The sequence below is a fragment of the Streptomyces sp. V4I23 genome (genome assembly GCF_030817975.1).
Classification (GTDB): Bacteria; Actinomycetota; Actinomycetes; order Streptomycetales; family Streptomycetaceae; genus Streptomyces.
The window spans coordinates 13,474-33,807 of record NZ_JAUSZW010000001.1 but is presented as its reverse complement, the minus strand read 5'-3'; the positions used below and the strand labels follow the sequence as shown (position 1 = coordinate 33,807).

The window sequence follows — 20,334 nt, the reverse complement described above, 5'->3', positions numbered from 1 at the left end:
TGGCCACCGCCCTTCAGCGGTCGGACATCCGATGAACCGTCAGACGGCCCGCCCGTTGTCGGTCTTGGCGACTCCGGGCTCCCCGACGGGCTCCTCCGCGCCGCCGGGTGCGGTCAGGACCGCGCCCGTGCTCTTCTTGGCCCGTCGCAGCCTGCCCTCCAGCCAGGAGGCGAAGCTCGTGAGCAGGAGGTTGAGGAGGATGAAGATCACCGCGACGACGATGAAGCTCGGGATGGTGTTCGCGTAGTTCGCGGCCAGCGTGCCCTGAGCGCTGAGCAGCTCGGTGAAGGCCAGCAGTGCGCCGCCGAGCGCGGTGTCCTTGACGATCACGACGAGCTGGGAGACCAGTGCGGGCAGCATCGCGGTGACGGACTGGGGGAGCAGGACGCTCGTCATCGTCTGGCCCTTGCGCAGGCCGATCGCCTTGGCAGCCTCCGTCTGGCCCTTGGGCAGCGACAGGATGCCTGCGCGGACGACCTCTGCGAGGACCGACGCGTTGTACAGCACGAGGCCGGTGACCACGGCGTACAGGGGGCGGATGTCGCTGCTGATGGCGTCGGAGTTCGCGTAGAGCTGGTTCGCGAACAGCATCAGGAGGAGGACCGGGATGGCGCGGAAGAACTCCACGACGACCCCGGCGGGGATGCGGACCCAGCGGTGGTCGGAGAGCCGGGCGATGCCGAAGACCGCACCCAGCGGAAGCGCGATGACCATGGCGAGGGCTGCTGCCTTCAGCGTATTGCCGAGGCCGGGCAGGAGATAGGTCGTCCAGGCCTGAGCCTCGGTGAACGGCTTCCACAGGGACGACTCGAGCTGCCCGTTGTCGCCCAGGACGCTCAGGACCCACCAGATGCCCAGCACGAGCGCGGCGAGGAAGGCGACCGTGTAGACGATGTTGCGGCGCTTGGCCCGGGGGCCCGGAGCGTCGTAGAGGACGGACGTCATCGCTTCACCGCCATGCGCTTGCCGACCCAGCCGAGGATGAGTCCGGTGGGAAGGGTGAGAACCACGAAGCCGAAGGCGAAGACCGCCGAGATGAGGACCAGCTGTGCCTCGTTCTCGATCATCTCCTTCATCAGGAGAGCCGCCTCCGCGACGCCGATGGCCGCTGCGACGGTGGTGTTCTTGGTGAGCGCGATCAGCACGTTCGTGAGTGGACCAATGACCGAGCGGAAGGCCTGCGGGAGCACGATGGTCGTCAGGACCTGGGTGAAGCTCAGACCGAGAGCGCGTGCCGCCTCCGCCTGTCCGACCGGCACGGTGTTGATGCCGGACCGCACGGCTTCGCAGACGAAGGCCGCGGTGTAGACCGAGAGCCCGAGGACAGCCAGCCGGAACGGCAGAGCCTCGAAGTCGTCGGGAACCCCCAGGGTCATGCCGAGGGTGTCGGCGAGACCGACCGAGGAGAAGACGATGATCACCGTCAGGGGGATGTTCCGGACCACGTTCACATAGACGGTGCCGAACGCGCGCATCAGAGGCACCGGGCTCACTCGCATCGCGGCGAGGACGGTGCCGAGCACCAGGGAGCCGATTCCGGAGATGACGGTGAGTTTCACCGTCATCCAGAACGCCCCGAGCAAGTCGTAACCTTCAAGAAAGTCGAACACGATCTCCCGCGCTTCCGCGTGTAGGAGGGCGCGGCACGCCGCCGTCAGCGGCGGCGCGCCTCGTCAGCCCTGCTTCACTTAACGATGTTGCCGATCTTCGGGGCGGGCTCGTTCTGGTAGTTGGCCGGGCCGAAGTTGGCCGTCACGGCCGCGTCCCAGGACTTGTCCTGGACCATCTTCTCGAGGGCGGCGTTGATCTTCTTGACCATTTCGGCGTCGCCCTTCTTGACGCCGATGCCGTAGTTCTCGTTGCTCAGCTTGAGGCCGGCGATCTTGAACTTGCCCTTGTACTGGTCCTGGGAGGCGTAGCCGGCGAGGATCGAGTCGTCGGTGGTGAGCGCGTCGACGGCGCCGCTCTGGAGGGCGCCGAGGCACTGGGAGTAGGTGCCGTACTGCTTCAGCTGGGCCTTCGGCGCGAAGTCCTTCTTCACGTTCTGCGCGGAGGTGGAGCCGGTGACCGAGCAGAGCTTCTTGCCGTTGAGGTCGTCACCCTTGCTGATGTTGTCGTCGGCGCGGATCAGCAGGTCCTGGTGGGCGAGCAGGTACGGGCCGGCGAAGTCGACCTTCTGCTTGCGCTCGTCGGTGATCGAGTACGTGGCGGCGATGAAGTCCACGTCGCCGCGGGCCAGCGCGGTCTCGCGGTCGGCGCTCTTCGTCTCCTTGAACTCGATGTCCTTCTCGTCGTAGCCGAGCTCCTTGGCGACGTACTTCGCGACGTCGACGTCGAAGCCGGTGAACTTGCCGTCCGGCGTCTTCAGGCCGAGGCCGGGCTGGTCGTACTTGATACCGACCGTGATTTTGTCGCCGCCGGAGGTGCCGGTGCTGCCGCTGTCCTTGCCGTTGTCGGAGCCGCAGGCCGTGGCAGACAGGGCGAGCGCGAGCACGGTGGCCGAAGCGGCGGTGACCTTGCGAAGCTTCATGATGTGACTTCCCTATGTTGACGCGAAGTAGTGGATCAGCTGATCCAGGACTCAGTGGTGAAGGATCTTCGACAGGAAGTCCTTGGCCCGGTCGCTGCGCGGGTTGCTGAAGAACTCCTCGGGCGTTGCCTCTTCGACGATCTTGCCGTCCGCCATGAACACGACCCGGTTGGCGGCGGATCGGGCGAAGCCCATCTCGTGGGTGACGACCACCATTGTCATCCCGTCCCGCGCCAGCTGCTGCATGACCTCGAGAACCTCGTTGATCATCTCGGGGTCGAGAGCCGACGTCGGCTCGTCGAAGAGCATGACCTTCGGACCCATCGCCAGCGCCCGTGCGATCGCGACGCGCTGCTGCTGACCGCCGGAGAGCTGGGCGGGGTACTTGTCGGCCTGCGCGCCGACCCCCACCCGGTCGAGCAGCGCCCGCGCCTTCTCCTCGGCGGCCTTCTTGTCCGTCTTGCGCACCTTGACCTGGCCGAGCGTCACGTTCTCCAGCACGGTCTTGTGCGCGAAGAGATTGAACGACTGGAACACCATGCCCACGTCGGCGCGGAGCCGTGCGAGCTCCTTGCCTTCCTGGGGCAGCGGCTTGCCGTCGATCGTGATCGAGCCGGAGTCGATGGTCTCCAGTCGGTTGATGGTGCGGCACAGCGTGGACTTTCCGGACCCGGACGGTCCGATCACGACCACGACTTCGCCGCGGGTGATCGTCAGGTCGATGTCCTGGAGCACATGCAGCGCGCCGAAGTGCTTGTTCACGTCGCTCAGTACGACCAGGTCGCCCGCAGCGGGTACGGCTTCGTCGCCCTTGGTCACTGACACTCCGCTCATCGGCTTCTTGCTCCGTCCTCCTCGGTTGGGGAAAACTTAAGCACAGGGGATGCTACCGCCGTCCACCACATTTGAGCTTAAATTGAGCATTGCATTATCAGGGTTCAAGGTGATGGGCGACCCCTGTGGCTTGGCATGATGACGTACCATCATCGGACCGCGCGAGATTGAATTCCCTTCAGGGGAGAGGGTTGCCCTTCTGGGAATATTGGCTCTTCAGCGCAGAAGTTGCGTCGCTGAAGGCGTCAAGCCTCAATTACGTGCGCACGATCGACGCCACTGGATCTGGAGAAGGTTGGAGAGAGATGAAGAAATCGTCGACGTTGTGCGCTCCTCCCTTTCTGGCAGGGCTCATCCGCCGAGTTCCCTGCACGAAAGCCCCTCTAATCTTCCATCCTTTGGAAGGCGACACCCGTCGGCCTGCCTCGGCCGTGGCGTTGTGCCACGGCTGCCCCGTGACGTCTGAATGTCGTCAATGGGCCCGCGAGCACGGCGAGTTCGGGATCTGGGGAGGTGAGACCGATGACGAACGAAAGGCGGTGAGATATCGATCACGGGCCAAGGGGGCGGCGCGCAGCAAGCCGCAGCCCGTAAGACGCGTGGAAGCACCCGCACCCGCACCCGCGAGGGAAAATGGATGGCGTCCCTACCTCTCCCCCAGCGAAGAATTGGTGCTCGACTACCTCCGGGCGGGTTACGACAGAGAAAGCATGACTACCGAGTTGAGACGCAGCAAACTAGCAGTGTCGCGTGCGATCGGTGGTTTGTGTCGTAAGTTGTGCACCAGCGAAGCAGGCATTGTGCTGGCTGCTCGCGCAGCCGGCCTGTTCCTCACCTCCCAGGCCCCGGTCAACACGTTCCGGCCCTGACTCCACGGCCGGGAGGAATGGAAGCCAGAGGTAACGACGCCCGCGACTGCGGCGCATCGACCGGGGCAACGCAACCGGCACCTACTTCGGACGCATCGTGGAGCGTCGGCCCAGCGTGCGGGAGGAGCAGACCCGGCTCTGGAGAGCTCAGAGTGCGTGGCCTCCCGCCGGTGGGCGCGCCGAACTCGGAGCCGAGTGGGCATGACGACGGAAGATCGAGCGCTGTTCGTCCGCGCCGGTGCCGCAGCAGGCGTCCTTCGCCGTTTCGGCCGTGCAGGACACGGGTAGCACCCTCGGTGTATGTCTTGCCGGCCTTCCACGTCTCGCCGTAGCGGTGAAAGGACTCACGCGCCCGGTCCGGCGTCATGCCGTGGCCGTTGTCCGTCACCACGATCTGCGAGACAGCACCCATAGCGGAGCGCTGGAGCTGGACGTCCACCTGCGTGACATCCGCGTCGAGGGCGTTCCACAGCGGCGATCGGGGGTTTCTTCTTGAACTGGAGGATCTTCCCCTCACCGACCGACAGCATGAACTCCGTCGTGCGCGAACCCGCCTGTCGCGGAAAGGCACCGACTGCGGTCTCCGTCGCTACCGCTGTACCGGACGGGTCCTCGCCGACGACCCGCGGACCTCGCCAGCACTCTGCAGGCGAGCACGATGAGCACCCGGAGCGGGCCCGCGCGGCGCACTCCGGGGCGACTGCGCACTGGTAGCCACACCGCCGTGCGGGCAGGTGCGTATCCGGTGGAGTCGGTGCGCATCCACCCGGCGCATCATGCATCCGATGCGCAGCACGATGCGTACCGGGCGGCCGATGGCGGGGGTGTGGCCCATCGGATGCACTCAATGCGGTGGACCAGGCTGGGTGAGGAAGTTCCCCTTGACATGGGCCGTGGTCAAGGGGAAACGCGCGAGTGCGCACCGGGGGGCATCGTCACCGGCGCAGCCCGCCTCAAGTTTCCCCGTGATCTTGGACACGGTGTTGTTACGCCGCGAGGGCCTGATCTTGCTGGTAGCGCAGGCGCGTCTCGTGGGGTGTGAGGTAGCGCCAGTGGATGTGCTTGCGCAGGCGACGTCTGTTGTAGAAGGTCTCGACGAAGTCGAAGATGTCGGCGCGGGCGGTGGCCCGGTCGGGCCAGAAGCGGGTGCCGATCTCTTCTTTGAGAACGGCCCAGAAGCTCTCCGCGGCGGCGTTGTCGAAGCAGCTCCCGGTCCTGCCCATGCTTTGCCGGTGCCCCAACTCGCGGATTCTGCTTCGGAGTTGATCGGACGTGTATTCCGATCCGCGGTCGCTGTGGATCACGCAGCGGGGTTCCAGACGGCCCAGCGCGGCGGCCATGTCGAGGGCGTCGACAACGAGTTCGGCGCGGTGGTGGTCGGCCATCGAGTAACCGATCACTTCGCGGGTGGCCAGGTCCAGCCAGGAGGCGAGGTAGAGCCAGCCCTCGGCGGTGGGTATGTAGGTGATGTCTCCGACGGTCCTCGTGCCGGGCCGGGTGGCGGTGAAGTCCCGGCCGATCAGGTCCGGCGACGGGGCGGCCGTGGTGTCGGCCTTGGTCAGGCTGCGACGTCCGGTGCGCCGGCTGTTCCCGGCGATGCCGTGCTCCCGCATGACCCGCTCCACCCTTTTGCGGTTGACCACCCGGTCCCGGCGGCGCAGTTCAGCGGTGACGCGCGGGACACCGTAGTTCCGCCGGGAGGCGACGTGGATCACCGTGATCTCGTGGGCCGGGGCCTCATCCGCCCGTCCCCGCGCTTCACGGGCCTCGGCCCGGGCGACCCACGCGTAGTACGTGGACCGGGCGGTCTTCATCGCCTTGCACAGCAGCGTGACCGGGTAGTTCGCCTTCTCCGCGTGGATGAACCGGCATACCGTACTCACCGGTCGCTCTCCTTCGGAGAAGGCCGTCTTAGAGGGTGTCTCACGTGGCGTTAGGTGGATGCGGCATGATGCTTTGCCATGGTTGTTGGTTTGTCGCAGCGGTTGGTTCCTGACGAACTCTGGTCGCTCGTCGCACCGTTGTTGCCTTCGTTTACTTCCCGTCCGCAGGGTGGAGGCACGGCCCCGGTCGATGAGCGAGCAGCGTTCACGGCTGTGGTGTACGTGCTGACCAGCGGCTGTGCCTGGCGCCATCTGCCGGAGACTTTCGGTGTCTCGCCGGCCACCGCGCACCGCCGGTTCTCCGCTTGGACCAAGGACAGGCTGTGGCGGCGGCTGCATCGGGCCGTTCTGGACGAACTCGGGGCCCGTGGTGAGGTGGACTGGACCTCGGCGATCGTGGACGCGGCCTCGGTCCGTACGAAAAAGGGGGATCGCTGACCGGGCGCAATCCGGTCGACCGGGGCAAGAAGGGCAGCAAGCTCCACGTACTGTCCGACGCGCAAGGCTTACCCCTCGCTCTTGGCGTCTCTGGCGCGAACGTTCATGACAGCCAGGCGCTGCTGCCGCTGGTCCTGGGCATACCCGCCATCCGCTCGAGGCGCGGTCCCCGTAGACGCCGCCCCGGCAGGCTCCGTGCCGACAAGGCGTACCACTCCGCCGAGAGGCTGAAGTGGCTGCGCGAGCGGGGCATCGTCCCGCGCATCGCCAGGCCCGGCATCGAGTCCAGCGAGCGTCTCGGCCGGCACCGCTGGAAGATCGAACGGTCGATCTCCTGGCTCTTCGGCTACCGCCGCCTGACCGTCCGATACGAGCGAAAGGGCAGCCACTTCCTGGCCTTCCTCGGACTCGCGGCGGCCCTGACCTGCTACAAGAAGCTCGCAAAACTCACCACGTGAGACATCCTCTTAGATTCAACCGGTCAGAGCAACAGCGCTGGTTGAGGACGGTATACGTGGCAAGACTGGGTCGGCCGGGGATGTCGGACGAGATGAAGGCCGACCTGTGGCGGCGGTGGAGGTCCGGGGAGTCGATCAGCGTCATCTCGAGACAGATCAGCAAGCCGCCGGGCTCGGTGTTCACCGTCCTCAAGCACCATGGAGGAATCGCTCCCGTGCCCCGCAAGGCGCGCGCCGGATCCCGCTGATCGTGGTCGATGAAGTGGGTTACATCCCCTTCGAACCCGAGGCCGCGAACCTGTTCTTCCAGTTCATCTCGGGCCGCTACGAACGCGCCTCGGTGATCGTCACCAGCAGCAAGCCCTTCGGACGCTGGGGCGAAGTCTTCGGCGACGACACCGTTGCCGCCGCGATGATCGATCGCCTCGTTCACCATGCCGAGGTCATCTCGCTGAAGGGTGACAGCTACCGCATGCGCGGCCGCGACCTCGGACGGGTTCCCGCGGCCAACACTGGGGAATGACCAACATCAACTGACGCAGCGGAGGGTCATTTTTCACCCGCCGGAATCGGCTCACATTTCAAGCGTCGCCGACACCCGACGTCCGAAACAGTGCCTGCTCACCCGCAGGCCCGCGTTGAGGCAGACGGTGCTGACCCTGCTGAGGGAGGAGTGGCCGCCGGAACAGATCGTCGGGCATCTGCGTCTACATCACAGTGACGACCCGGGTCTGCGGATCAGCCACGAGACGATCTACCGGTCGCTCTACACCACCCGATGGAAAGTGGTGCCCCGCGAGTTGTGCAAACGCCTGCGAACTGGCCGCCCGATCCGGAAGAACAAGCGTCACACGGTGAAGGGACAGTGGCGTTCACAGATCATCGATGCCCGACCGATCGAGGAGCGGCCCCAGGGACCGCAGCGAAGCCGGACACCTGGAAGGCGATCTGGTGATCGGCTCGAACAACAGCCAGGTCGCCACACTGGTCGACCGGAAGACGCGGTTTCTCAAGGTCGTGAAGCTCGCCAGTCGCCATACCACCGTGGTCGTTCCCGCTCTGGCCGAGACCTACGCACGCATGGATCCCCGTCTACGCGGCACGCTGACCTGGGATCGCGGCATGGAATTGGCAGCCCATAAGCGTCTCAGCGCTGACACCGGTGTCGACGTGTTCTTCGCAGCACCGCGTAGCCCCTGGCAACGTGGCACCAACGAGAACACCAACAAGTTGCTACGGCAGTACCTGCCCAAAGGAACGAACCTGTCGACCTTCAGCCAGTACGACCTTGACGCCATCGCGACGAAGCTCAACAACCGTCCGCGAAAGTGCCTGGGGTTCCGCACACCAGCCGAGAGTGTTGCCTTGACCGGTTGAATCTAGCCTCGCCGTTTCGGTTGGGTACGGCTGGCTTTGGGGCGGAAACGCGAAAGTGCCTTCCTGACCTGGGACGATGAACCTTGCTGAGGGGTTCTGTCGGTCCAGGCGGAGGGCACTTTCTACGTGCAGGCTATCGGGTTGCGTCCCAAGGTCCATGTCAGTGCCGATGGTTCGGGGGTGGTCGGGCATGCCGGGGCACGGTTGCTGGCGGATCTTGCCGATGCCACCGGGCTGACCGCCGCGTACTCCGCCGCTCTCAGGCCGCTTCGGCCGCGCGGGACCGGGCATGATCCGGGCCGGGTCGCCACCGATCTCGCGGTGATGCTCGCCGACGGCGGTGAGGCGATCGCGGATCTGGCCGTGCTGCGGGACCAGGGCGAGGTGTTCGGCCCGGTCGCCTCCACGCCCACGGCTTGGCGGTTGCTCGCCGACACCGACGAGGCTGCACTCGCTTCGCTGCGAGCGGCCCGCGCTTCAGCCCGGGAAGTCGCCTGGATGCAGGCCGCCGAGACCGGCGAGGGCATACCTGCTGCTCGGGCCGGCGGACGAGAACTTCCCGGCCTGGTCCTGGACCTCGACGCCACGCTGGTCACCTGCCACTCGGAAAAGGAACAGGCCGCACCCACCTATAAGGGCGGCTTCGGCTTCCATCCGCTGCTGTGTTTCCTCGCGAACACCGGCGAGGCCGTGTCGGGGCGGCTTCGGCCCGGGAACTCCGGAGCCAACACCGCAAGCGACCACATCACGGTCCTCGACCAGGCGCTCGCGCAGATCCCCGACGCTCACCGGCACGGCACCGACATCCTGGTCCGCGCCGACAGCGCCGGATCCGCGAAAGCCTTCCTCGCCCACATCCGCGACGTGCGGAAACGAGGAATTCGTACCTTCTTCTCGGTCGGATACGCCATCACCGAGCCGGTCCGCCGCGCTGTCCGGGCCCTGCCCGACCGCCTCTGGCATCCCGCCCTGGACCAGGACGGGACGCTGCGTGATGGCGCCGAGGTCGCCGAGCTGACCGACATGGTCGACCTGACCGGCTACCCCGTCGGCACCCGCATCATCGTGCGCCGCGAGCGCCCGCACCCCGGCGCCCAGCTGTCCCTGTTCGACCTCGACGAGGGCCTGCGGCATCAGGTGTTCCTCACCGACACCCCCTACTCCGGTGGTGGTTCCGCCCAGTTCCTGGAGGTCCGTCACCGCGGGCATGCATGCGTCGAGGACCACATCCGGTGCGGCAAAACCACCGGCTTCGGCCGCTTCCCCTCCCGCGACTTCGCCATCAACACCGTCTGGCTCGAACTCAGCCTCACGGCGATCGACCTGATGGCCTGGACCCGTGTCCTGCTGCTGGACGGGGAGCTGGCCACCGCCGAGCCGAAGAAGCTCCGCTACCGGCTGCTGCACGTCGCCGCCCGCCTCACCCGCGGCGGCCGACGCCTGCGCTTGCGGATATCAGCGACCTGGCCCTGGAGACACGAACTGGCCACGGCCTTCCATCGCCTCGCAGCACTGCCCCGTCCCGCCGACTGACCGGCAACCCTGCCCGCCACGACCCGAAGGATCCTGGAGAACCCGACCACCGCGCCGGGACTCCGCCATGTCCGAACACCGAAATCGCATCGGTCACCCGACAGTTGCCCCTCAGCGACGCCTCACCGCCCCAACCGAAACGGCGAGGCTAAGGCGTCTTTCTTCGCGGCCGAGCTCGACCGGCCACACACACGCTCGTAGCGTTCATCGACGAGCACAAGGCCCGCTTCGGCGGCGTCGAGCCGATCTGCCGCGTGCTGACGATGCACGACTGCAGGATCGCCTCCTCCACCTACTATGCCCACCGCAGACGCCGGACCGCGCCGTCCGCCAGGACCGTGCGGGACGGCGAGCTGAAGGAACTGATCCAGCACGTCTACGACGCCAACTACCGCGTCTACGGGGCGAGGAAGATCTGGCGGGAGCTGAACCGGCAGGGCCAGGCCGTGGCCCGCTGCACCGTCGAACGCCTGATGCGCGAGCTCGGCATCACCGGCGCGGTCCGCGGCAAACGCGTGATCACCACGCTTCCCGGCGGCCAGGCCGGGCGGGCTCCCGACCTCGTGGACCGCAACTTCGTCGCCGGCGCCCCGAACCGCTGCTGGGTCGCGGACTTCACCCATGTCAGAACGTGGGCCGGCGTCGTCTACGTCGCCTTCGTCGTGGACACCTTCTCCCGCCGGATCGTCGGCTGGTCGGCCGCCACCGTGAAGGAGACGGTCTTCGTGCTGGACGCCCTGGAGATGGCGATCTGGCAGCGCGACCGTGATCAACATCCAGTCCAGCCAGGTGAGTTGATCCATCACTCCGATGCCGGGTCGCAATACACGAGTTTCCGGCTCGCCGAGCACCTGGACGCCGCCGGTATCGCCGCCTCGATCGGCTCGGTCGGCGACGCCTACGACAATGCCCTGATGGAGAGCACGATCGGGCTGTTCAAGACCGAGCTGATCAAGCCCCGACGGCCGTGGAAGACGCTGTCCGACGTCGAGCTCGCCACCGCCGAGTACGTCGACTGGTACAACCACCGACGACTCCACAGTGAGATAGGCCACGTCCCGCCCGTCGAATACGAGAACAACCACTACCGGGCAACCACAAAACCCCAGGTCACAACCAACAACTGAGATCTCTACCGAACCCGGAACGGTTCAGTCTGACGCGCGACACCGCCGGTCCAACCTCCGCGTCATCAAACGCAAAATCGCCAGCTGGCCCCTCAAACGCGCCGCCCACCGCGTTACAGACCACCCACGCGTTCCGGCCATCACCGTTGTCGATGCCACCAAGCCCAAACGGGTCAAGCGAACAAAAACACCCTAAGTTACTGGTATTGAGGCTAGTTCGCATCAGATGCGATTCGCGGCGGTTCGCAGATACACCAGAAACCCGCTACGGGATGATCTTAGAGCTGGGCGGCTCGCTACGACTCGACGTCCGGCGGGAGGATGCGGGTTGCGCGGGGCCGCAGCACGGCGTGGTTGCCAGTAGATGGTGGCATCGGTTCTCTACGGTCGCTGCGCGACGACTGGTGCGTGGTTTCCGCCGCACTCCAGCTGGCCCGGGGTTGACCCATCGGCGTAGTATGCAATGCATGGTAGCTGGCAAAGCAAGAAATCCCATGGAGGCCCGCGGTGTGAGCCAGCTACGCAAGGGCGTGCTGGAGTACTGCGTCCTGGCGTTGCTACGTGACAGGCCTCGCTATGGGGTGGAGCTGCTGGAGACTCTTGCGGATACGCCAGTCATGGCGACCAGCCAGGGGACGCTGTATCCGCTGCTGTCCCGTCTGCGTAGAAGTGGCCTGGCAGACACGTTCCTAATGGAGTCGGCCAGCGGGCCGTCTCGCAGGTACTACGAGCTGACCGACCAGGGCCGGCAAGCCCTGGAGGAGTTTTCCGAGCACTGGCACAGTTTCCGTGATGCTGTTGACCGTTTCCTCGTTTCTGGAGCTGAATCATGAGCAACGCCCTGACTCACCCGCTGGTTCGCGCTTACCTGGCCTCGGTCGACACAGAGGGGGCAGTGCTACCCGACGACCGGCGCCGTGACCTGATGGCAGACTTGCGCGAGCACATCGAGTCTGTGCTGCCGCAGGGCGCCGATGACGCGGCGGTCCAGCAGGCTCTGGACCAGCTCGGCACCCCCCGGGAGATCGCCGCCGCCGCGATCGCCGAAGAGCCCGGCGTCAAGCCGCTGCAGCCGGAAGGCAGCGTGCGCACCACTCTGACCCTGGGCATGATGGTTTTGGCCGCCCCGTTCTGGGTCCTCGGTATCGGCCTCGTACTGGCCGTCCTTGCCGCCGTGCGGATCTGGCGCTCTACAGCATGGACCAGGCGGGACAAGCGCCTGGGCATCATCTGCGCCCTCTCGCCCCTACTGGTGATCCCCGCGGCTGCCGCACCGTTCGCTTTCGCGCGCGGCCTCGGCTCCGCCGAATTCATCGGCATATTCCTGATCGCCATGGTGATCCCGCTGGCCGGAGCCATCCGACTGGGACACAGCGCCGCACGCCTGCACCCCCACGCGGCCTGAAATGCCCGCTTCCCCAACGGATTCGGCGGGGAGGTGGGCCCCATGGCCAGTGCGGGTCGTCGGTCAGGCCGGGCGCGTACGTTCCTGCGGAGCCCGCGAACTGCTCCGGGAAGGTGTGCGAGCGTAGGCTGAGGACGAACATCTCGTGCTCGTCTGCGACGACTTCGTTCGATCTCGACCGGGCCGACATCGGTGATGACGGTCTTGGAGCGGGTGCCGTTGCGGACGTTGCCACTGCCGGTCTTCTCATGCTTCTCGTGTCCGAGGTGGTCGGTGATCTCGCCTTCGAGGGCCGACTCTAGGATTCTCTTCGTCAGCTGCTGCAGCAGCCCGCCCTCGCCGGTCAGCTGGATCCCGTCGGCCTTCGCCCGGTCCACCAGCTGGCTGATCAACTGGTCGTCCAGCGCATCCGGAGCCCCCGCGGGCTCACTTCCTCGACGGCCTCAGCGGAGACGATCACGTCTGTCATCAGGTGTTACTTCCTGTTCGAAGATCCACCGTTGACCGGGCCCTGGCTCCCATCCGGTGGTGACGGAGTGTGAGAATCTGCCGCCGCCAGTTGCAGAGCATGCGATCGACGCCCTGACCTGGCTGTTTCACGAGCGGACGGCGCTGCCGTGAGGAAGCCGTCCTGGCACGCCAGGCTCACACCGATCAGGCACCGTGCAGGTCGGCCGAATCCAGACAGCGAGCGCTGCAACGTGCTGACCTGCGTCTCCCTGATCGGTGGGTCCTTCGACCGTCAAATCACCGTCCGTCACCACCGGATGTGCGACAGAGCCTCATATTCGGTGGTGACGGAGTGTTGTGAGGGTCGTTGACCTTCATGTGATGGATGTCAACGAGCTTGTGCAGACGGTGTTTTCGGGTCTGTCCCCGCTGGTCATGGAGGATGTGGCCGATGAGGGTGAGCGGATCGTGGTGCGGGCCCGGACGCCGCTGGACACCGCGGTCTGCCCGGTGTGCGGGGCCTCGTCGGGACGGGTGCACGGCTATCACTGGCGGACGGTGGCCGACGTTCCGGTCGACGGGCGACGGGTGGTGGTCCGTGTGCGGGTGCGGCGTCTGCTGTGCCCCACGCGAGGCTGTCGCCACACCTTCCGCGAACAGGTGCCCGGGGTGCTGGAACGATACCAGCGACGCACCGCTCGTCTGACCAGGCAGGTCAAGGCCGTGGTCAAAGAGTTAGCGGGCCGGGCGGGATCACGTTTGCTGGCGATACTCGCGGTGGGCCTGTCCCGTCACGCGGCCCTGCGCACCCTGCTGCGCATCCCGTTGCCCACCGGGCGGGTGCCCCGCGTGATCGGCGTCGACGATTTCGCCCTGCGCCGGCGGCACCGCTATGCCACCGTGGTGATCGACGCCGAGACCCATGAGCGGATCGACGTGCTGCCCGACCGCACGGCCGACACGCTGGAAGCGTGGCTGCGCGAGCATCCGGGCATCGAGGTCGTGTGCCGCGACGGCTCAGCCACCTACGCCGAGGCCATCCGCCGCGCCCTGCCCGACGCGGTCCAGGTCGCGGACAGGTGGCATCTGTGGCACAACCTGTGCGAAGCCGCCCTCAGCGAGGTGAAGGCGCACAGCAGCTGCTGGGCCACCGTACTGGACGCACCCATCTACGACGGGCCACCCGCCCGAACCACCCTGGAACGCTGGCACCAGGTCCATGACCTGCTCAATCAGGGCGTGGGCCTGCTCGAATGCGCCCGCCGTCTGCAGCTGGCCCTGAACACCGTCAAACGCTACGCACGAGCCGACCGGCCCGAGCGGATGCTCCGCGTCCCCAAATACCGCGCCGGCCTCGTCGACCCCTACCGCGAGCACCTGCGCAAACGCCGGGCCGAGGACCCTGCCGTCCCCGTCAAGCGCCTCTTCGAAGAGATCAAGGCCCTCGGCTACGAAGGCTGCCTCAACCTCCTGCACAAGTACATCAACCAAGGCCGCGCGGACGCCGACCGCAGCCACATCTCCCCACGCCGGCTCGCCCGGATGCTCCTCACCAGACCCGACAACCTCAAGACCGAACATCACGACCTCCTGGCACGGCTCACCGCCGCCTGCCCCGAGATGACCCAACTGGCCTCCGTTGTCGGGGCCTTCGCCGAACTCCTGACGCCTCGCGAAGGAAACGCCGACGCACTCTCACGCTGGATCATCCAGGTCCGCGCGACCGATCTGCCCCATCTGCACTCCTTCGCCCGGGGCCTGGACCGAGACCGGGACGCAGTGATCGCCGCACTCACGCTTCCGTACAGCAACGGCCCCACCGAGGGCGTCAACACCAAAACCAAACGGATCGCACGTCAGATGCACGGACGACCAGGCTTCACCCTACTTCGCCACCGCATCCTCCTCGGATAGCGGCACACTCCGTCACCACCGAAAGTGAGACAGGGCCGTTGACCGTACAGACCCATCCCACGATGAACGACCACGGCCGCCGCCCCGACAACCGGGGCGGCGGCCGTGGCTGCTCATTACGGCAGCCACATGCGACGAACCCCCGAGCTGCCGCGTGCGAGGAGCTCGCGCTCCGCGACGGCGACGGGCACGCCGACGTCGACGACATGGTCCGCGGCGGACTGACCGGTCCCGAACTCACCGCTGTCCACGCCCACCAGGCCCAGCGCCTGGCGGCCGCCGTCGACGCCGACCGCACCCGGCTATGGTGCTGCGCTCGGAAGGAACTTCCCCGCCCGCTGCGGCAGGCGACGCAGATACCCTGCGCCGGCGCTCCTTCCCGAAGATGCGGTCGGCCTTTCTGCCGCACGCACTCGCTGACCAGTTCGCTTGACAAGGCCCGCGCCACCCTCCATCATCGTTCCACTAACTAACTAGCGAAAGGGTGGTGAAGGGGATAGGGTTCCGTATCGACAGACGGAGCGGGATCGCCCCGACTAAGCCCTGCTCGTCCAGGAGTTGGAGCACCTCTCACAGGGCTGTGACACGGCGCGGACGGTCTCGTGGTCAACCCGCCCGTAGTTACTTGCAGAAGGCGATCGCACCACATGGTGATGCACCTTCCGCCCTGAAAGGAAAAAAAGACCATGCGACTGATAACCGACTCCCGGCATAATGATCTTGAAGTTGCTCGTCGTCGGCGTGGCTCGCTGGAGCGGCCGAAGCTGGTCTGCTTCCACCACGCGGGCGCGGGTTCTTCGGCCTTCGCCTCGTGGCAGAAAATCATCGGTGAGGCCGCTGAGGTTGTTCCCGTAACCCTGCCGGGGCGTGACCAGCGCAAGGCGGAGCCAAGGATCACCGATGCCGACCAGCTCATCGAAGAACTCCACACACAGCTCGGTGATACCCTCAACACTCACCCCTACATCCTTTACGGGCATAGCATGGGCGGCCTGGTGGCCTATAACTTCGCACGCGCCCGGGAACGGGCCGGCCTTCCCTCCCCGGCACTGGTCGTCATCGGGGCCACTCAAGCCCCTCACCTGGCCTCTCCCTTGCAGACCGGTCTGGAACTGCCCGACCGTGAACTGCTGCAACTGCTGGTCGCCCACCAGACCCTGCCACCCCAAGCCGCCCAAGGCGGCCGGCTGTGGGAACAACACGTACTCCCCGTCGTGCGAGACGACCTACACCTCGCCCAAGCACTCCTTACCGCTGAACGAACCCCACTCCAAGCCCCACTCCTCGCCCTGGCCGCACGCCGGGACACCATCTCCCCCCTGCACGGCATCATCGAATGGGCCGACTACGCCCCCGCCGGCTTCACCGTGCGCACCGTCGAAGGCGACCACCTCTTCGTACACGGCAACAAGACACCCCAAATCCTGCGCGAAGCAGCCATGCGACTGCACACAGGACACATCCCCACCGAATACGACCCCCTGGCCATGTGGCGCGAAGCAAGCTAAACAAAAATCAACAGCAAACACCACCCACGCCGCCCCTTGCCAACCTGGGGTGACCGCTCCCGTGCACGCTCCAGGGCCAGTGCTTTGCCAGGCGGAGGATGCGACGGCGGCCGGTGGTGACGGGCTGGGTGGCGGCGGAAAGCAGCCGCAGTCGCAGGCGGCGGGGTTCCCGCCGGCGGGCTGCGCCGGTCAGCACGAGGGGCCCTCAGCGGGACCAGGTGAGGTGATCCCCGCGGTGTGGACACACCTGACAATGGATCTTGGTGATTCTGGAAGGTGTAGATCCACGTGGCAAGGCCCTCGAAGTACAGTGCGGAGTTCCGGTCCGACGCGATCGCGTTGTGGCGGGCTTCGGCCGGCAGAAGGACGTTCAAGGACGTCGCGGCCGATCTGGATGTCAACCCCGAGACGCTCCGCAGCTGGGTGCGTAACGCCGACGCACCGCCTGCCGCCGCTGCGTCCCAGGAGACCGAGGCCGAGCGGGCCCGGCTGCGGGCAGACAATGCCCGGCTGCTGAAGAACGAGAAGGAATGGCAGCTGGAGCGGGAGATCCTTCGCCGGGCAGCGGCCTATTTCGCCCGGGAGATGAAGTGAAGACCGCCGCTTGGGACTTCGTCTCCGCCCACGCCGAGGCCTTCGGCATCAAGCGGATATGCCGGGTACCGGGAATCTCCCGCTCCGGCTACTACCGGTGGATCGCCGGGGCCGAGGCGCGGGCCGAGCGGCAGACCGCTGAGGACGCCCTGGTCACCGAGATCCGCGAGATTCATGCCGAACACCGCGGGAACTACGGCGCGTAGCGCATCCATGCCGAATTACGCGGCTTCGGCCACACCGTCAACCGCAAGCGGGTCGCCAGGCTGATGCGCAAGCACAACATCGTCGGCCGCCACCTGCGCAGGAAGAAGCGCACCACCGTCGCAGACCGGCTCGCGCCACCAGTGCCGGACCTGGTCCAGCGGGACTTCGCCGCCGGGGCTCTGGACGAGAAGTGGTGCGGCGACATCACATACGTACAGGTCGGCGCCGTGTGGCTCTATCTCGCCTGCGTCATCGACATCCGCTCGCGCCGGGTGCTCGGCTACTCGATGGCCCCGCACATGCGGGCCGAACTCGTCATCGACGCGCTCCAGGCCGCGGTCGCGGCCCGCGGTGGCGACATCTCCGGGGTGATCTTCCACGCGGACAGGGGTTCGCAGTACACCTCGGCCGCGTTCGCCCAGGTCTGCGACCGGCACGGCATCCGCAGGAGCATGGGCAGGGTCGGCTCGAGTTACGACAATGCCCTCGCCGAGAGTTTCTGACAGAGGCTGAAGAGGGAGACGATGCACGGGAAGCTGTTCGTGACTATGCGGCAGGCGAGGCTGGAGATATTCCAGTGGCTCACCTACTACAACGCCCGCCGCCCCCACAGCGCGCTGGGCTACCTCTCCCCGATGGAGTTCGAACAGCAGCACCACAAGACAGCTAACCTCGCGCTTTCATGACAGCCCGCCAGATGAACTGGCGAGCTGTCATGAAAGCCCGAGGCTAAGAGGATGTCTCACGTGGTGAGTTTTGCGAGCTTCTTGTAGCAGGTCAGGGCCGCCGCGAGTCCGAGGAAGGCCAGGAAGTGGCTGCCCTTTCGCTCGTATCGGACGGTCAGGCGGCGGTAGCCGAAGAGCCAGGAGATCGACCGTTCGATCTTCCAGCGGTGCCGGCCGAGACGCTCGCTGGACTCGATGCCGGGCCTGGCGATGCGCGGGACGATGCCCCGCTCGCGCAGCCACTTCAGCCTCTCGGCGGAGTGGTACGCCTTGTCGGCACGGAGCCTGCCGGGGCGGCGTCTACGGGGACCGCGCCTCGAGCGGATGGCGGGTATGCCCAGGACCAGCGGCAGCAGCGCCTGGCTGTCATGAACGTTCGCGCCAGAGACGCCAAGAGCGAGGGGTAAGCCTTGCGCGTCGGACAGTACGTGGAGCTTGCTGCCCTTCTTGCCCCGGTCGACCGGATTGCGCCCGGTCAGCGATCCCCCTTTTTCGTACGGACCGAGGCCGCGTCCACGATCACCGAGGTCCAGTCCACCTCACCACGGGCCCCGAGTTCGTCCAGAACGGCCCGATGCAGCCGCCGCCACAGCCTGTCCTTGGTCCAAGCGGAGAACCGGCGGTGCGCGGTGGCCGGCGAGACACCGAAAGTCTCCGGCAGATGGCGCCAGGCACAGCCGCTGGTCAGCACGTACACCACAGCCGTGAACGCTGCTCGCTCATCGACCGGGGCCGTGCCTCCACCCTGCGGACGGGAAGTAAACGAAGGCAACAACGGTGCGACGAGCGACCAGAGTTCGTCAGGAACCAACCGCTGCGACAAACCAACAACCATGGCAAAGCATCATGCCGCATCCACCTAACGCCACGTGAGACACCCTCTAAGGCGTCTTTCTTCGCGGCCGAGATCGACCGGCCACACACACGCTCGTAGCGTTCATCGACGAGCACAAGGACCGCTTCGGCGGCGTCGAGCCGATCTGCCGCGTGCTGACCGAGCACGACTGCAAGATCGCCCCCTCCACCTACTACGCGAATAAGCAGCGGGGCTCCGCGCCATCGGCGCGGGCCGTGCGCGACGCCGAGCTGAGGGAGCTGATCGAGGAGGTCTACACGTCCAACTATCAGGTCTACGGGGCCCGGAAGATCTGGCGGGAGCTGAACCGGCAGGGTCACACGGTGGCCCGCTGCACCGTCGAACGGCTGATGCGCGAGCTGGGCATCGCCGGCGCCGTCCGCGGCAAGAGGGTCATCACCACGATCCCGGGCGGGCAGGCCGAGCGGGCGCCCGACCGCGTCGAGCGCGACTTCGTCGCTCCGGCGCCGAACCGCTGCTGGGTCGCGGACTTCACGCATGTGGCGACCTGGGCCGGAGTCGTCTGCGTCGCCTTCGTCGTGGACACCTTCTCCTTCCGGATCGTCGGCTGGTCGGCGGCCACCGTGAAGGAAACGGGCTTCGTGCTGGACGCCCTGGAGATGGCGATCTGGCAACGCGACCGCGACCAACACCCCATTCAACCCGGCGAGTTGATCCATCACTCCGACGCCGGGTCGCAATATACGAGTTTCCGGCTCGCCGAGCATCTGGACGCTGCCGGCCGCGCCGCCTCGATCGGATCGGTCGGCGATGCCTATGACAATGCCCTGATGGAGAGCACGATCGGGCTGTTCAAGACCGAGTTGATCAAGCCCCGACGGCCGTGGAAGACGCTGTCCGACGTCGAACTCGCCACCGCCGAGTACGTCGACTGGTACAACCACCGACGACTCCACAGTGAGATAGGCCACGTCCCGCCCGTCGAATACGAGAACAACCACTACCTCGCAACCACGAAACCCCAGGTCACAATTAACATCTGGGATCTCTACCGGACCCGGGGCGGTTCAATCTGCGCTTCGACGATGCGGACCGGGACGGTGCCGATGACGGACAGATAGGAGCCGTCCGCGAGACGGACAAGGACGGGGGTGCGGCGGTTGGCGCGGATCCGGCCCAGGAACTGGGCGCCGGTGTCGGCCACGGCGGCGAGGAAGGCGTTGGCGTCGAAGCCCTTGTCCCACAGGACCAGCATGTCCGGGCGCAGGTGGTGCAGCAGTCGGCGGGCATAGTCGGTCTCGCCCTCTCTGGTCGGGCCGAACACCGCGCCGATCAGGGCCCGGGTCCCGGTCTCCACCAAGGTCATTAACTCCAGCATCGGGTAGCCGCCGCGGCTCTGCGGTCCGAAGCGGTCGGTGTTGCGGCTGCTGTCGGGGATCTTGATGGAGCTGCAGCCGTCGAAGGAAACCGTGCGGAACGGCCCGAACCTCACCCCGCGTGTCGACGGCTGGGCCAGCGTCCCGGCCAGCACCTCGAACAAGCGCTGCAGTGGCGTGGCGCCGACCCGGCGGCGCAGGTCTCGCAGGGCCTTCGTGCTGGGCGTTGCCACGTCGAGGTCGATCAGGCCTGTGATCAGCTTCTGCCACACCATGAGCTGTACTGAGA

19 protein-coding genes and 5 pseudogenes are annotated in these 20,334 nt (G+C 66.4%); 13 read left to right on the top strand and 11 right to left on the bottom strand.

Translation table 11 applies throughout. The features are described 5' to 3' along the window. Positions 1-39 precede the first annotated feature (39 nt). The 4 genes from QFZ82_RS00175 to QFZ82_RS00160 form a co-directional block, all read right to left on the bottom strand. A complete protein-coding gene (locus QFZ82_RS00175; RefSeq protein ID WP_307711229.1) occupies positions 40-945 on the bottom strand; it encodes an amino acid ABC transporter permease in 906 nt (301 codons plus the stop codon). Continuing rightward, positions 942-1,610, bottom strand: a complete 669-nt coding sequence (locus QFZ82_RS00170) for an amino acid ABC transporter permease (RefSeq protein WP_307711228.1) — start codon at positions 1,608-1,610, stop codon at positions 942-944. The genes QFZ82_RS00175 and QFZ82_RS00170 overlap by 4 nt, the downstream gene beginning before the upstream one ends. A gap of 74 nt (positions 1,611-1,684) precedes the next feature. Continuing rightward, the gene (locus QFZ82_RS00165) at positions 1,685-2,530 is read right to left on the bottom strand and encodes a glutamate ABC transporter substrate-binding protein (RefSeq protein ID WP_307711227.1); all 846 of its coding nucleotides are present in this window, start codon (positions 2,528-2,530) and stop codon (positions 1,685-1,687) included. A gap of 51 nt (positions 2,531-2,581) precedes the next feature. After that, on the bottom strand, positions 2,582-3,364 hold the full coding sequence (locus tag QFZ82_RS00160; protein ID WP_307711226.1) for an amino acid ABC transporter ATP-binding protein: 783 nt from the start codon (positions 3,362-3,364) through the stop codon (positions 2,582-2,584). A gap of 305 nt (positions 3,365-3,669) precedes the next feature. Here QFZ82_RS00160 and QFZ82_RS39565 point away from each other — a divergent pair, with 305 nt between their 5' ends. Then, positions 3,670-4,233 carry a WhiB family transcriptional regulator gene (locus tag QFZ82_RS39565; protein ID WP_373429209.1) on the top strand — a complete coding sequence of 188 codons (564 nt, stop codon included), beginning with the start codon at positions 3,670-3,672 and terminating at the stop codon, positions 4,231-4,233. Here the strand turns inward: QFZ82_RS39565 and QFZ82_RS00155 are convergent. Beyond that, a complete protein-coding gene (locus QFZ82_RS00155; protein WP_307711323.1) occupies positions 4,214-4,645 on the bottom strand; it encodes a hypothetical protein in 432 nt (143 codons plus the stop codon). The genes QFZ82_RS39565 and QFZ82_RS00155 overlap by 20 nt on opposite strands. Before the next feature lie 574 nt (positions 4,646-5,219). After that, positions 5,220-6,176 (bottom strand): IS3 family transposase, encoded by a 957-nt coding sequence (locus tag QFZ82_RS00150; protein WP_307711322.1) that lies wholly within the window; start codon positions 6,174-6,176, stop codon positions 5,220-5,222. An 18-nt stretch (positions 6,177-6,194) separates the two neighbouring features. Here QFZ82_RS00150 and QFZ82_RS00145 point away from each other — a divergent pair. From QFZ82_RS00145 to QFZ82_RS00110, 8 genes and pseudogenes are all read left to right on the top strand, one after another. Beyond that, a protein-coding gene (locus QFZ82_RS00145; RefSeq protein ID WP_373429201.1) for an IS5 family transposase occupies positions 6,195-7,012 on the top strand; the annotation gives its coding sequence in 2 pieces (ribosomal slippage) (positions 6,195-6,542 and positions 6,545-7,012; 816 coding nt in all). A gap of 56 nt (positions 7,013-7,068) precedes the next feature. Continuing rightward, a complete protein-coding gene (locus QFZ82_RS00140; RefSeq protein WP_307711332.1) occupies positions 7,069-7,260 on the top strand; it encodes a hypothetical protein in 192 nt (63 codons plus the stop codon). A 2-nt stretch (positions 7,261-7,262) separates the two neighbouring features. Beyond that, the gene (locus QFZ82_RS00135; RefSeq protein ID WP_373429200.1) at positions 7,263-7,535 is read left to right on the top strand and encodes an ATP-binding protein; all 273 of its coding nucleotides are present in this window, start codon (positions 7,263-7,265) and stop codon (positions 7,533-7,535) included. Between the two features lie 362 nt (positions 7,536-7,897). Then, positions 7,898-8,389: an IS30 family transposase gene (locus QFZ82_RS00130; protein WP_307711224.1), complete on the top strand. Its 492-nt coding sequence runs from the start codon at positions 7,898-7,900 to the stop codon at positions 8,387-8,389. A gap of 126 nt (positions 8,390-8,515) precedes the next feature. After that, entirely contained in the window at positions 8,516-9,922 is a 1,407-nt protein-coding gene (locus tag QFZ82_RS00125; RefSeq protein WP_307711223.1) for an IS1380 family transposase, read from the top strand. 197 nt (positions 9,923-10,119) lie between these two features. Continuing rightward, positions 10,120-11,049: pseudogene (locus tag QFZ82_RS00120) on the top strand (IS3 family transposase); the annotation flags it as partial. Between the two features lie 467 nt (positions 11,050-11,516). After that, positions 11,517-11,882, top strand: coding sequence for a PadR family transcriptional regulator (locus QFZ82_RS00115; RefSeq protein WP_307711222.1), 366 nt, complete (start codon positions 11,517-11,519; stop codon positions 11,880-11,882). Next, positions 11,879-12,454, top strand: a complete 576-nt coding sequence (locus tag QFZ82_RS00110; protein ID WP_307711221.1) for a hypothetical protein — start codon at positions 11,879-11,881, stop codon at positions 12,452-12,454. Before QFZ82_RS00115 ends, QFZ82_RS00110 begins: the two co-directional genes overlap by 4 nt. Before the next feature lie 158 nt (positions 12,455-12,612). On the opposite strand, the pseudogene QFZ82_RS00105 reads toward QFZ82_RS00110, so the two are convergent. Then, positions 12,613-12,923, bottom strand: a pseudogene (locus QFZ82_RS00105) (transposase); the annotation flags it as partial. Positions 12,924-13,285: 362 nt separating this feature from the next. Here QFZ82_RS00105 and QFZ82_RS00100 point away from each other — a divergent pair. Further along, a complete protein-coding gene (locus tag QFZ82_RS00100; RefSeq protein WP_307711220.1) occupies positions 13,286-14,818 on the top strand; it encodes an ISL3 family transposase in 1,533 nt (510 codons plus the stop codon). Between the two features lie 116 nt (positions 14,819-14,934). Here the strand turns inward: QFZ82_RS00100 and QFZ82_RS00095 are convergent, their stop codons facing one another. After that, positions 14,935-15,075, bottom strand: a complete 141-nt coding sequence (locus tag QFZ82_RS00095) for a hypothetical protein (protein WP_307711219.1) — start codon at positions 15,073-15,075, stop codon at positions 14,935-14,937. Between the two features lie 429 nt (positions 15,076-15,504). Between QFZ82_RS00095 and QFZ82_RS00090 the strand changes: the two genes are divergently transcribed. Continuing rightward, positions 15,505-16,326: a thioesterase II family protein gene (locus QFZ82_RS00090; RefSeq protein ID WP_307711218.1), complete on the top strand. Its 822-nt coding sequence runs from the start codon at positions 15,505-15,507 to the stop codon at positions 16,324-16,326. Positions 16,327-16,333: 7 nt separating this feature from the next. Here QFZ82_RS00090 and QFZ82_RS00085 read toward each other — a convergent pair. Further along, positions 16,334-16,525: pseudogene (locus QFZ82_RS00085) on the bottom strand (hypothetical protein); the annotation flags it as partial. Between the two features lie 89 nt (positions 16,526-16,614). Here QFZ82_RS00085 and QFZ82_RS00080 point away from each other — a divergent pair. Beyond that, positions 16,615-17,813 (top strand): annotated as a pseudogene (locus QFZ82_RS00080) (IS3 family transposase). 56 nt (positions 17,814-17,869) lie between these two features. On the opposite strand, the gene QFZ82_RS00075 reads toward QFZ82_RS00080, so the two are convergent. Further along, positions 17,870-18,687, bottom strand: a protein-coding gene (locus QFZ82_RS00075; protein WP_373429199.1) for an IS5 family transposase whose coding sequence is annotated in 2 segments (ribosomal slippage) — positions 17,870-18,337 and positions 18,340-18,687 — 816 coding nt in all. Because the reading frame shifts where the segments join, the coding sequence is not laid out codon by codon here. Between the two features lie 98 nt (positions 18,688-18,785). Between QFZ82_RS00075 and QFZ82_RS00070 the strand changes: the two are divergent. Next, positions 18,786-19,790 (top strand): annotated as a pseudogene (locus QFZ82_RS00070) (IS3 family transposase); the annotation flags it as partial. Here QFZ82_RS00070 and QFZ82_RS00065 read toward each other — a convergent pair. Next, entirely contained in the window at positions 19,718-20,320 is a 603-nt protein-coding gene (locus tag QFZ82_RS00065) for a transposase (RefSeq protein ID WP_307711217.1), read from the bottom strand. The pseudogene QFZ82_RS00070 and the gene QFZ82_RS00065 overlap by 73 nt on opposite strands. Positions 20,321-20,334: the final 14 nt, after the last annotated feature.

Coding starts and splice junctions, on each gene's coding strand:
- QFZ82_RS00175 (WP_307711229.1), bottom strand. CDS start 945: ATGACGTCCGTCCTCTACGACGCTCCGGGCCCCCGGGCCAAGCGCCGC.
- QFZ82_RS00165 (WP_307711227.1), bottom strand. CDS start 2,530: ATGAAGCTTCGCAAGGTCACCGCCGCTTCGGCCACCGTGCTCGCGCTC.
- QFZ82_RS00160 (WP_307711226.1), bottom strand. CDS start 3,364: ATGAGCGGAGTGTCAGTGACCAAGGGCGACGAAGCCGTACCCGCTGCG.
- QFZ82_RS39565 (WP_373429209.1), top strand. CDS start 3,670: ATGAAGAAATCGTCGACGTTGTGCGCTCCTCCCTTTCTGGCAGGGCTC.
- QFZ82_RS00155 (WP_307711323.1), bottom strand. CDS start 4,645: ATGGGTGCTGTCTCGCAGATCGTGGTGACGGACAACGGCCACGGCATG.
- QFZ82_RS00130 (WP_307711224.1), top strand. CDS start 7,898: ATGCCCGACCGATCGAGGAGCGGCCCCAGGGACCGCAGCGAAGCCGGA.
- QFZ82_RS00115 (WP_307711222.1), top strand. CDS start 11,517: ATGGTAGCTGGCAAAGCAAGAAATCCCATGGAGGCCCGCGGTGTGAGC.
- QFZ82_RS00110 (WP_307711221.1), top strand. CDS start 11,879: ATGAGCAACGCCCTGACTCACCCGCTGGTTCGCGCTTACCTGGCCTCG.
- QFZ82_RS00100 (WP_307711220.1), top strand. CDS start 13,286: ATGGATGTCAACGAGCTTGTGCAGACGGTGTTTTCGGGTCTGTCCCCG.
- QFZ82_RS00090 (WP_307711218.1), top strand. CDS start 15,505: ATGCGACTGATAACCGACTCCCGGCATAATGATCTTGAAGTTGCTCGT.
- QFZ82_RS00065 (WP_307711217.1), bottom strand. CDS start 20,320: ATGGTGTGGCAGAAGCTGATCACAGGCCTGATCGACCTCGACGTGGCA.